Source organism: Vreelandella titanicae BH1, from assembly GCF_000336575.1.
Taxonomy (GTDB): Bacteria; Pseudomonadota; Gammaproteobacteria; order Pseudomonadales; family Halomonadaceae; genus Vreelandella; species Vreelandella titanicae.
This window is the reverse complement of the sequence record NZ_AOPO01000012.1, coordinates 129,009-140,307: the sequence shown is the minus strand read 5'-3', so window position 1 is coordinate 140,307 and position 11,299 is coordinate 129,009. Positions and strand designations below refer to the sequence as shown.

Below are 11,299 nucleotides of genomic sequence, written 5' to 3'. Positions count from 1 at the left end.
CCAACTGGGCCACACGGCTTGCCGTTGAACTGGCTTGCCTCAGCGAGGAAGGCGTATTCTACGCATTTCCTGGTGTTTGTCAAGGGCGTTGTTTTCGATGCAAACCTGACCACATCCAAAACCGCTAACTCTTTGACAAACCGAAGCTTTTACACTTCATTCACCGCTGGTAACGCTTGGCGTCCCCGGCAGCGGATGCGTACTTTAAGGCCTGACTAATAAGATAGCAAGTAAAAGAAGTTATTGCGTATAAAAAAGCGGCAGAAGGCTACCCTTCTGCCGCAAACCACCGATCAGAACGCCTGATCAGAGAGTGCTCTTTTCACATTTTAGCCGTTAATTAAATTTCAAATCCCAGACCAAAATCTTCGCTGGAGATGGCCATCAGGCTTGCAGCACCTGCTTGTATCATCTGCGCATGGGCCTTGGTACGCGGCAATAGACGCTGATAATAGAAGCGAGCAGTATTCAATTTTGCAGCGTAGAAGGCCTTATCGTCACCTTCTAAAGAAATAGACGCCTGTTTGGCCGCGCGTGCAAATAGGTACGCCAGGGTGACATAGCCTGAATACATTAGGTAATCAACACTCGCCGCACCTACTTCCTCGCGGTCTTGCATTGCCTTCATCCCCACGCCCATGGTCAGTTCGCCCCACTCTGCATTCAGCTTGGCGAGCGGCCCAACAAACTCTTTGAGTGCAGGGTTGTCGGCTTCAGCTTTACAGAACTTATGGATCTCTTTGGTGAATACCTTCAGCGATTCACCCTGACTCATTAGTACTTTACGGCCTAGCAGATCAAGCGCCTGGATACCGGTAGTACCTTCATAGAGTCGAGTAATGCGAGCATCGCGCACCAATTGCTCCATGCCCCACTCTTTAATGAAGCCATGACCACCGTAGATCTGTACGCCCTCGTTAGTGCTTTCAAAACCAACTTCGGTCAGGAAGGCTTTAACAATAGGCGTTAGCAAGCCAAGTAGGGTTTCAGCGTGATCTCGCTCTTCACCCGGCTCACCATGCTCCACCAAATCGAGCATTTGCGCGGTATAAAGCACCAACATACGCCCGCCTTCGGCGAAGGCTTTCTGGGTCAGCAGCATGCGGCGCACATCAGGGTGGACGATAATCGGATCAGCGGGCTTTTCAGGAGCCTGTTTGCCCGATAAGCCGCGCATCTGTAACCGGTCACGGGCATAGCTCAATGAATTCTGGAAACTGGCTTCAATCAACCCCAGCCCTTGAATCCCCACCCCAAGACGCGCAGCGTTCATCATGGTGAACATGCACGCCAGCCCTTTATTGGGCGGCCCTACCAAGTAGCCGGTTGCGTCGTCGAAGTTCATCACACAGGTGGCATTACCATGAATGCCCATTTTATGCTCGAGCGAACCGCAGGTGACGCCATTACGCTCACCCACATTACCTTGGGCATCGGGCAAGAACTTAGGCACTACAAATAGCGAAATACCTTTAGAACCTTCCGGTGCGCCAGGCAGTTTTGCCAATACCAGGTGGACAATGTTTTCAGCCAGATTATGCTCACCGGCCGAGATAAAGATTTTGGTGCCAGTAATCGCATAGGCATCGCCATCAGCGGGCACTGCTCGCGTCTTGATCAATCCTAGGTCAGTGCCGCAGTGCGGTTCAGTTAAGCACATAGTGCCCGTCCATACCCCTTCTACCAGCTTGGTGAGATACGTCGCCTTCTGCTCATCGGTGCCATGATGGCGAAGTGCGTCTGCCGCACCATGAGAGAGCCCTGGGTACATGCCCCACGCCAAGTTAGTGGCGCAGATCATTTCCGACAACAGCATCGCCAATGAAGGCGGCAGCCCTTGACCACCATGAGCAGGATCGGCGGCCAGACTCGGCCACCCCCCCTCTACGTACTGCTGGTAGGCCTCTTTGAAACCGTTAGGCGCTTTGACCTCGCCCCCTTCCAGTAGGCACCCTTCTTCATCGCCACTCTGATTGATCGGCAGCAGTACATCGCGGGCGAAGCGTGCCCCCTCTTCCAAAATAGCGCTGACAACATCTGGCGATGCATCGTCACCGCTTGGCAGGCGCGCGTAGTGAGCGGGGTAGTCAAGCATCTCGTCCATAACGAAACGCATATCACGAATAGGGGCCTGATAGCTGGGCATCACACTTCTCCTAAGAAAGGGGGGGGGTTGAAAGCCAAGCAACTCTTAATGGCAGAGAGCTTTCAAACACATGTTTGAAAATTAGCGCGGGCGCCCCTCAGAGTCAAGCGAGCGTTTGAATTTAGCCCAAAAACACTCTAGAACTTTGGTCGCCCAACCAGTAAACCCCTGGTGCAAATAATAAAAAAACTCGCCAACCAAAAGCCGACGAGTCGTTTTATTTTTCTTTTACCTACTGGCCATCTAGTTACTGCATGCGAATGCCACCGTCTAAGCGGATCAGTTCGCCATTGAGCATGGGGTTGGTAATAATCTGCTCGGCTAATTGAGCAAACTCATCTGGCTTACCTAAACGCTTAGGAAAAGGTACCGCCGCCGCTAGTGCCTGGGCCGCCTCGTCAGGAATTTCACTCATCATCGGCGTTTCAAATACGCCAGGGGCGATGGCCATCACCCGAATAGCATGGCGCGACAATTCCCGCGCCGCTGGCAAGCTCATACCCACAACACCCGCTTTAGAGGCACTATAAGCACACTGGCCTACCTGCCCATCAAAAGCAGCAATGGACGCAGTATTAATAATCACCCCGCGCTCACCACTCTCATTCGGCGCGTTTTTAGCCATGGCGGCAGCCGCAAGGCGCATGACGTTAAAAGTGCCGACCAGATTGATATTGATCGTTTTCATATAGCTTTCTAAATCAGCCGGGTTGCCTTCACGATCAACCAGCTTGGCCACGCTAACCACACCCGCGCAGTGAACTACGCCTGAAAGCCCGTGCTCGCCACCCAGCGCTACCGCCGCATCTACGGCCTGCTGCATCTGTTCGCCTGACGTAATATCCGCCAGAATGGCGCGTGCGCTTGCCCCCAGCTGCTGGGCATGGGCATTGACACTGTCGTTTAAGTCGCATAACACGACGCGAGCGCCTGCAGCGACTAAGCGCTCAGCGGTAGCCGCCCCAAGACCAGAGGCAGCCCCGGTAATTAAAAAGGTACTCTCCTTAACCTGCATTTCCGTATCCCTTTGGTCGTTATGTATGGTTGCTATATATCGTGGTGGGTTTATTCACTCGCTTTTTTATTCATTTGATTTGGCTACTCACTTGATGGGCTATTGACTTGCTTTGGCTTCTTCTACTGCCTGGGCACGTAATTTAAAGCGCTGAATCTTGCCGCTGGGGGTTTTAGGCAACTCATCGACAAACTCAATAATGCGCGGAAAAGCGTGGGTCGAAAGCCGCTCACGCACTCGCTGTTTGATTTCATCAGCCAGCTCGTCACTGGCTTCATAGCCTTCGCGGAGCACGATATACGACTTGATCACCTCGCCGCGGATCTCATCAGGCTGCCCCACTGCCGCCGATTCGGCGACTGCAGGATGCGTCATCACACTATTTTCAACGTCCGTTGGCCCCACCCGATAACCCGCGGTGGTAATAATATCGTCATCACGCCCGGCAAATTGAAAGGTACCGTCTTCATTGCGGATAACCACATCGCCCGTCAGGTAATAGCCTTCCACAAAGGGATTCTTCTCTTGCCAGGTGTAGCCCTGGAAGAAGTGTGCCGGGGAGTTCTTGATATCGACGGCGAGGACACCAGGCTCCCCGGCAGGCAGCTCTTTATACTCCGCGTCCAAAATTGCCAGTCGATAACCCGGCATCGGCACGCCCATTGCGCCCACATGCTTGAGATGGTCAAGGGCATGGTGGTTATTGCACGTCATGCCGGTTTCGGTCTGGCCGTAGTGATCCATAACCGGGCATCCCAACGACTTCTCAACCCAGGTCACTACTTCAGTATTTAGAGGTTCGCCCGCCGAGCTAGCCGCGCGCAGCTCAAGCGTTTCATGGGCGTCATCAAATAGCCCTGACGCTTTCATTAGGCGGTAAGCGGTCGGCGCGGCAGCAAAATTGGTAATGTGGTGGCGCTTCATAAACGCCAGCGCCCCCTCGGCGCTAAATCCTGCCTCACAAAAATGCGTCGTCACACCAAGCAGTAAAGGCCCGGCAATCGCATAGTAGAGACCATAAGCCCAACCGGGATCGGCCATATTCCAGAAGCGGTCATCGTCACGCAGATCAATGGCCAGCTCCATATAGATCGCAAAAGCGGTCATCCCTGCCAGTGGAACGGCAACGCCTTTCGGCTTGCCCACGGTGCCAGAGGTAAACATTTGCAGAAATGGTGCTTCAGGCGCAAGCCTCGGCGGCTTGTCGTTCATTGACGTATGCGTCAACGCCGCCTGCCAGTCGTGATCATCGGCATGCTCACTGGTCGCCCCGCCCACAGCCAGTACCGGAGGGCATTGGCTAAGGCCATCGAATTTATAGCGGTTAGCGTGATCAGTAATCACCAACTTGGTGCCTGCACGCCCTAGCCGATAGTCCACCGCATCGGGGCCAAAGGCGGTAAACAGCGGCTGGTAGACCGCACCAATACGCCAAGTGGCGAGCACTGCAATCAATAGCTGTGGTGACCGCGGCAGCATGCAGGCAATGCGGTCGCCTATACCCAACCCCTGGGCTTTAAACCACCCTGCCAACTTTGCGCTTTGCTCGTCTAGCTCGGCGTAGCTCAAGGTATGCATATCACCTTGAGAGTCCTCTTGAACCAGCGCCAGCACATCGCCGCGGCCAGCGCGCACATGACGACCACAGCAGGCCTCAAAGGCATTTAGCAGGCCGTCCCGGTGGTCATCCAGACGGGCAAGAACGCGATCAACGGAAAAGTTATCGAGGTAGTGGTAATAGTCGGGCAGTGATTGTGATGTCGCTGTCATGATGGCTCTCTTGTGTTATTGGAAATGAGCTCGTAGTGAGAATAAGCGCAAGCAGTGTTGTTATATTTATCCGTTGACGTTAACGTAAGCTAAAAGATAATAGCAACGCTAAAAGCAAACGACTCAGAGAGCAAGCACTGATATAAGCTGTAGCGTTAGACGTTGGTCGAGGCTGTTGTCAGAGTATTAAGCAGAGGTGGGCATAATCATGGCAACCAGCTCGTCAGCGAGGTCATCAGGCGAGCGTGGCCCGCTGGGGTCGTACCAGCGCACTGTCCAGTTCAGCGCCCCCAAAACAAAACGCGAGACAAGAAAGCGGTCGCCATGGATCAAGCCAGCTTCCAACGCATCGTCGATAACAGCGACCCACAGCGCCTCGTAAGCGTCACGCAAGTGGCTCAAATGAGCACTGGCCGCCGGGTCGAGTCGGCGCCACTCAAAGAGTGCCACCACATGGGCATTGCGATCGGTAAAGAGGGTTTCAAGATGGGCACGTGCCATAGCGCGCAGCCGAACTTCAGGCTCTGCAGCGCACTCGTCCAGCGCTTTTCGCGCAATCATCAAGGCATTTTGAGTGCCTTCTTCAATGACCGCAGCGAGGATTTCCTGCTTATCTTTAAAATGATGAAACAAGCTACCGGACTTAATACCCATTTCCTGCGCCAGCATTCGCACGGTCGTGCGATCAAAGCCCTCTTGGACGAATAGCTGAGCAGCGAGGCGCGTCAGTTCCTTGCGGCGAGGGGATGCATTCATTACATTCATGTCATTTACACTAGCGCTTGCTTGGTTACTCTGGAGAGAACCACAGCACCGCCTACGGGTCAACGTATCACCCACTACTCGTTATGATAATCACAATAAACTGAAGGAGATTGGCCATGAGCAACCCCACCGATGTTGTATTTCTCGCCGCCAAACGCACGCCGATGGGCGGCATGATGGGCAGCCTTGCAAGCATGACAGCGCCACAGCTTGGCGCAGTCGCCATCAAAGCGGCCATTGAAGAGGCGGGAATTGACCCAGCCCTGATCACCGAAGGCATTATGGGCTGTGTACTGCCCGCTGGTGTTAAGCAGGGCCCTGCGCGGCAAGCAATGCGCCAAGCGGGCATTCCTGATGCCAATGGCGCCACCACTATTAACAAGCTGTGCGGCTCGGGGATGAAAGCCACCATGCTTGCCCACGATTTAATCAAAGCGGGCAGTGGCGATATTTTGCTGGCTGGCGGCATGGAGTCCATGTCTAACGCCCCCCACGTGCTTACCAAGGCGCGGGGCGGCTATCGGCTGGGGCACGGCGAGCTTAAAGACCATATGTTTTTGGATGGGCTGGAAGACGCCGAAACGGGCAAACTAATGGGCGTGTTTGCCCAGGATGTGGCTACTGAGCGAGGCTACACGCGGGAGCGCCTGGATGATTTTGCTATTGCGTCCCTTGAGCGCGCCATGGCCGCCACCAACTCAGGCCACCTAAGCGCAGAGATCGCACCGGTGATGGTCACCTCTCGCCAGGGCGAAACCCTTGTCGAACACGATGAGCAGCCCTTCCAAGCTAAGCTCGACAAAATCCGCCAGTTGCGCCCCGCTTTTGCCAAAGACGGTACGATTACTGCCGCCAACGCCAGCTCAATTTCCGACGGCGCTTCGGCACTTATCTTGGCGAGTCAGGAAGCTGCAGATCAACAAGGTATTAAGCCGCTAGCGCGTATGCTAGGCCACACGACTCACTCGCGACACCCTAGTGAGTTCACCATCGCGCCAGTGGGTGCGATTGAAAAGCTGATGAAAAAGCTCGATTGGGGCGTGAATGACGTAGACCTATTCGAGATTAACGAAGCCTTTGCGGTGGTGACACTGATGGCCATGGATGACTTGGGCCTGCCCCACGACAAAGTCAATGTGTTTGGCGGCGCCTGCGCCCAAGGCCACCCGATTGGCTCTACCGGCTCACGCATCATCGCTACGCTAATTCATGCCCTACGTACCAAAGGCGGCAAACGCGGTATTGCCAGCTTATGCATTGGCGGTGGCGAAGCAACGGCTGTCGCCGTCGAGCTAGTTGATTAAGCTGCGCTATTACAAAATATAGCCTTTTGTGAAGCGCCCTGACCCTATTACCGCGCCAGGGCGCTGAGCCATACGGCGGCAAACAACCACCCCAGCCCCAACATGGGGAGCGACCAGCAATGAAACTCCTTCCAAATCCCAGGCTGGCGTGCCAAACGTAGCGCGATTAAATTCGCCATTGAGCCTACCGCCAAACCAAAGCCACCCACGCTAACGCCCCAAGCCAGCGGCTGCCACTCACTCTGCTGGGCAAGCAGTAGGGTCGCTGGCACGTTGGATACGACCTGTGAAAGGAGTGCGCCAGCACTAACATCGCCACCCGGCCACTGGCGCATTGAATGTATAAACTGCTGAACAACGCTCAGCTCACCGATGACACTTAGATTTACGAACATCAATACAAACACTATCAGCAGTAGCCAATCAATACTGAATACCGCCCGTCGAGCCACCCATAGCATCGAAAGCAAAACGCCAGCCAGCGCCGATAGCACCCACCCCATGTCTACCGCGACCAGAAAAAGTGGATAGCCAATAAGCGCCGCCCATAACGGCGCCTTTCGGCGCTCAGCCGTCATCGCAGAAACTGCTTCCAAGTGTATTGACGCTTTCGGAAATGCCAAGGGAACAAAAAGTAAGAGCAACAGCATCAAGCCCACCCCAAGCGGCAACATTACCCATAAAAAGTCGCCGAAGCGAATGCCTGAAAGCTGCCATAAATAGAGATTTTGCGGATTACCAATCGGGCTCAGCGATGAGCCTGCATTCACAGCCAGCGCCTCAAACACAATCAAGCGTTCAATCGGCAGTGTTGCCATTCCCGCCAGACTAAGCGTCAGTGGTACCACAATAAACAGCGCCACATCGTTAGTGACTATCGCCGAGAGAAGCCCCGAAAACAGAATCAAACCGACCGCAAGTCGGCGCTCACCACGCAGTAGAGCTAATAACTGACGACCCCAGAGCGTTAAATAACCACTCAGTTCTAACGCGCGACTGAGCAGCATTAGGCCGGTTAATACTACAAGGGTTGTCCAGTGAACCCGGTCAGCCATTTCACTCAGTGGTTGAGGCTCCAGCCAACACAAAACGACCCATAGGATACTCATTGAGAGCAGCATAGGGTCGTTCAGAAAACGCTGAAAAAACAAGCTAAAGGGTGTCACTAACCACTTTGTTGCTAACACGCTACATGACGCTCAGAGAAAATCGCATGATAGCGTTGTAAGCTCAGGAGTAAAGCTAAATTCCTTCATCCAGAATGCTAAGCCGAAGCCAATAATCCCGCCTGACGACGGGCTTGCTCATGGTCATCCGGTAAGGCGCCCTCTTGATGACTGAGCTGCTCCCATTCGGGATAGTCAGTTTGATTTTTATCAATACCAGACAAGCCTGGTTCAATGGCACTCTCCAACACACTAAATTGACCGGCATATTCACGCATCTGCAAAGCTTCTTGGGACAGCACCTCCGCGCTCTGGGCCGCCTGATTGACTAAGCGCATGGTGTCTTGGGTAGTGGTATCGATCTGAGCAACCGCGTGGTTGACCTCCTCAATGCCTCGCCGCTGCTCTTCAGAGGCATGGGTGATTTGCGTCATCAGCGTGTCCACATTCCTCGCTGCTTGCATGATCGCCCGTGTATGTTCACCAGCCTGCTGAGACAATATGCTGCCTTGCTGGACGCTCGCACTCGACGCTTCAATGCGTGAGCGAATATCACTGGCGGCACTGGCACTGCGCGTTGCCAGTGCACGCACCTCATTGGCGACCACCGCAAACCCACGCCCGTGCTCACCGGCACGCGCGGCTTCAACCGATGCATTGAGCGCTAAAATATTGGTTTGGAAAGCAATGCTTTCAATCATGCGAATAATGCTTTGAATCTCTTCGGAGTGACTATTTATCGCCTCCATGGTGGCGATAAACTGGGTAATCACCTCATCACCCTGCTGCGCTTTTTGAGACACATCTGCCGTTGACTGGTTAACATGCGCCGCACTTTCAGCATTCTGATTCACCGTGGCGGTTAGCTGTTCCAAGCTCGCTGCCATTTGCTGCAAAGCTGACACTTGAGTGTCGGTTTGGCTCGCCAAAAGCTGGTTCTGCTCAGTCATCTCCTGACTATTGCTATATACCTGCTGGCTGCTCGTATTAAGACGATTAACCGTGGCCGTCAGCGAGTGCTGCATCTTATCCAGCTCACTAAATAGCTGACCAATTTCGTTACTTGAGTGCGCCGTTACTGGCGCCGACAGGTCACCGTTAGCAATGCGCTGGAAGTGCCCAGTGATTTTCTTCAATGGGCGAAGCACATTTTTACGCACGCCCCATACCACTACCGTCACTACCAACAGCGCAGCGCCAAGCGCTGTAATCACTCCCCAAAAAAGTAGCGATGAAACCTGCTCAAAGCGCATAAGCAAGGTGTTACCCCGCTGAGTGGAAGCGCCAATAAAAGCCTCAGCGCTTGCCACAAAGTGCTCGCTACTATCATCCACTCGCGACTCACCCGAGAAAAAGCCTGATATGTCGCGCTCTTCAAGCATCATCATCTGAAGATTGAGATTATTGTTAACAAATGATTGAAAGTTCGAAGCTAACTGTTCGACAAACGACTGCTGATCCTGATCAAAATCACTCGCTGTAAATTGAGTGAAGTTCTCGGACGCCTCATCAAGCAACCGCTGGGCTTCTTCTATCAGAGGGTCAGGTCGATCAAACGAAGGGGTACGAATTAACTCCGCTGCACGGTTCATCTGAATACGCGCACGCAACAGCTGGGTATAGGCGCTATTGAGCTGACTAATTTGTGCCATGTCCCGTTCATGAAGCGACGTAAATGCCTCACGACCAAAATGGTTGGCGAACAAACCCAGTGCGCCAATGACGACGACCAGGCCGCTAAAGGCCACTAATACAAGCGTCCAACTTGCCTTGACGCTTAAGTTATTAATCCATTTCATCTCGACCCGCCCCTTTCAGTAAGGTTAATCAGATGTGTGGAGAGGCAGCCAGAGCTGTAGGCGCCGACGAATCTCTAATAATGCCTGCTCATAAGCATCTGACTTGCCGATCAAGCGAGGGTCACGAATATCCCAGGATAGAACTTCGCCCGCCTCCCCTTGCCAATCGCGGCAGGCTTGCTGGGATTTGTCGCACAGCACAATGACAAAATCGAAGGTCTCGCTTTCAAACTCATCCAACGACTTACTGCGCAGGCCCTCGGTGGGGAGCCCGTGTTTACGCAACGCTTCAAGTGTCAATGCATGGGGCTCATCCGGTTCAGAACCGGCACTAAACGCTTCAAAACGATCATCTGCCAAATGGCGAAGCAACGCCTCCCCCATCAGAGACCGTGCAGAGTTAGCATTGCAGAGGAACAACACGCGGCGCTTCGTCATAAATAAACAGCCTCTTATGTAGTTAGTGGCTGTCACTCTACGCCGGGTTCATGACGGCAATATTGCAGGCACACAGTTGCCCTAGAAATATACGAAAAAACATATATGATGGAATCATCAAGCTATTAAGACCCAATCCGAGTAAACCGCGATGATCTCACTGACTGATTTTTCCGACCTGAATGATCTGCCTAATATAGACGCTGAATTCTTTGAACCGCCCAGCAGCGAACGGCTGAGGATTCCACATAGCACTGAACACGCACCTAAAATATTGCTGCTATACGGCTCTCTGCGTGAGCGCTCTTTCAGCCGGTTAGCGGTTGAGGAAGCCGCACATTTACTCAATGCCATGGGCGCAGAAACAAGAATCTTTGACCCCAGGGGGCTGCCGTTACCGGATGCAGAAGATGCCAGCCACCCCAAAGTCGATGAGCTACGCCAATTGGCCCAATGGGCAGAAGGGATGGTGTGGTGCTCCCCCGAACGTCACGGCGCAATGACCGGCATTATGAAGGCGCAAATAGATTGGATCCCCCTTGCCCTGGGTGGCGTCCGCCCTACTCAGGGCAAAACCTTGGCGGTAATGCAGGTCTGCGGCGGTTCGCAGTCCTTCAATACGGTCAATCAGCTACGCATCTTGGGGCGTTGGATGCGTATGCTGACGATTCCCAATCAGTCCTCGATACCCAAAGCCTTTATGGAGTTTGATGATAAAGACCGGATGAAGCCTTCACCGTTTTATGACCGTATCGTGGATGTCATGGAAGAGCTGGTGAAATTCACTCTACTAGTGCGTGATCGCAGTGACGTGCTGACGGATCGTTATTCGGAGCGCAAAGAGAGCGCCGAAGAAGTCTCAAAGCGGGTTAATCAACGCGCCATCTAATCAGGAG

Annotated in this window: 9 protein-coding genes; 2 read left to right on the top strand and 7 right to left on the bottom strand. The window is 53.4% G+C overall.

What is annotated here, in order from left to right:
• Positions 1–340 precede the first annotated feature (340 nt).
• From HALTITAN_RS18750 to HALTITAN_RS18735, 4 genes are all read right to left on the bottom strand, one after another.
• Complete coding sequence (locus HALTITAN_RS18750) at positions 341–2,146, bottom strand: acyl-CoA dehydrogenase C-terminal domain-containing protein (protein ID WP_027958464.1); 1,806 nt, start codon at positions 2,144–2,146, stop codon at positions 341–343.
• A gap of 247 nt (positions 2,147–2,393) precedes the next feature.
• A complete protein-coding gene (locus HALTITAN_RS18745; protein ID WP_022522939.1) occupies positions 2,394–3,161 on the bottom strand; it encodes an SDR family NAD(P)-dependent oxidoreductase in 768 nt (255 codons plus the stop codon).
• A gap of 99 nt (positions 3,162–3,260) precedes the next feature.
• Positions 3,261–4,931 (bottom strand): AMP-binding protein, encoded by a 1,671-nt coding sequence (locus HALTITAN_RS18740; protein ID WP_009288032.1) that lies wholly within the window; start codon positions 4,929–4,931, stop codon positions 3,261–3,263.
• Between the two features lie 186 nt (positions 4,932–5,117).
• The gene (locus HALTITAN_RS18735) at positions 5,118–5,687 is read right to left on the bottom strand and encodes a TetR/AcrR family transcriptional regulator (RefSeq protein ID WP_035537983.1); all 570 of its coding nucleotides are present in this window, start codon (positions 5,685–5,687) and stop codon (positions 5,118–5,120) included.
• A gap of 125 nt (positions 5,688–5,812) precedes the next feature.
• On the opposite strand from HALTITAN_RS18735, the gene HALTITAN_RS18730 reads away from it, so the two are divergent.
• A complete protein-coding gene (locus HALTITAN_RS18730) occupies positions 5,813–7,000 on the top strand; it encodes an acetyl-CoA C-acyltransferase (RefSeq protein WP_022522936.1) in 1,188 nt (395 codons plus the stop codon).
• 47 nt (positions 7,001–7,047) lie between these two features.
• On the opposite strand, the gene HALTITAN_RS18725 is transcribed toward HALTITAN_RS18730, so the two are convergent.
• The 3 genes from HALTITAN_RS18725 to HALTITAN_RS18715 form a co-directional block, all read right to left on the bottom strand.
• A complete protein-coding gene (locus HALTITAN_RS18725) occupies positions 7,048–8,109 on the bottom strand; it encodes an SLC13 family permease (protein WP_255200419.1) in 1,062 nt (353 codons plus the stop codon).
• A gap of 155 nt (positions 8,110–8,264) precedes the next feature.
• On the bottom strand, positions 8,265–9,965 hold the full coding sequence (locus HALTITAN_RS18720; protein WP_009288029.1) for a methyl-accepting chemotaxis protein: 1,701 nt from the start codon (positions 9,963–9,965) through the stop codon (positions 8,265–8,267).
• A 24-nt stretch (positions 9,966–9,989) separates the two neighbouring features.
• Entirely contained in the window at positions 9,990–10,403 is a 414-nt protein-coding gene (locus HALTITAN_RS18715; RefSeq protein ID WP_022522933.1) for an arsenate reductase ArsC, read from the bottom strand.
• A gap of 151 nt (positions 10,404–10,554) precedes the next feature.
• On the opposite strand from HALTITAN_RS18715, the gene arsH reads away from it, so the two are divergent.
• A complete protein-coding gene (arsH, locus tag HALTITAN_RS18710; RefSeq protein WP_009288028.1) occupies positions 10,555–11,292 on the top strand; it encodes an arsenical resistance protein ArsH in 738 nt (245 codons plus the stop codon).
• Positions 11,293–11,299 lie beyond the last annotated feature (7 nt).

Excerpts from the sequence above, each read along its gene's own strand:
- HALTITAN_RS18715 (WP_022522933.1), bottom strand. The coding sequence starts at position 10,403 with ATGACGAAGCGCCGCGTGTTGTTCCTCTGCAATGCTAACTCTGCACGG.
- arsH (WP_009288028.1), top strand. The coding sequence starts at position 10,555 with ATGATCTCACTGACTGATTTTTCCGACCTGAATGATCTGCCTAATATA.
- HALTITAN_RS18750 (WP_027958464.1), bottom strand. The coding sequence starts at position 2,146 with ATGCCCAGCTATCAGGCCCCTATTCGTGATATGCGTTTCGTTATGGAC.
- HALTITAN_RS18725 (WP_255200419.1), bottom strand. The coding sequence starts at position 8,109 with ATGAGTATCCTATGGGTCGTTTTGTGTTGGCTGGAGCCTCAACCACTG.
- HALTITAN_RS18745 (WP_022522939.1), bottom strand. The coding sequence starts at position 3,161 with ATGCAGGTTAAGGAGAGTACCTTTTTAATTACCGGGGCTGCCTCTGGT.
- HALTITAN_RS18735 (WP_035537983.1), bottom strand. The coding sequence starts at position 5,687 with ATGAATGCATCCCCTCGCCGCAAGGAACTGACGCGCCTCGCTGCTCAG.
- HALTITAN_RS18720 (WP_009288029.1), bottom strand. The coding sequence starts at position 9,965 with ATGAAATGGATTAATAACTTAAGCGTCAAGGCAAGTTGGACGCTTGTA.
- HALTITAN_RS18730 (WP_022522936.1), top strand. The coding sequence starts at position 5,813 with ATGAGCAACCCCACCGATGTTGTATTTCTCGCCGCCAAACGCACGCCG.
- HALTITAN_RS18740 (WP_009288032.1), bottom strand. The coding sequence starts at position 4,931 with ATGACAGCGACATCACAATCACTGCCCGACTATTACCACTACCTCGAT.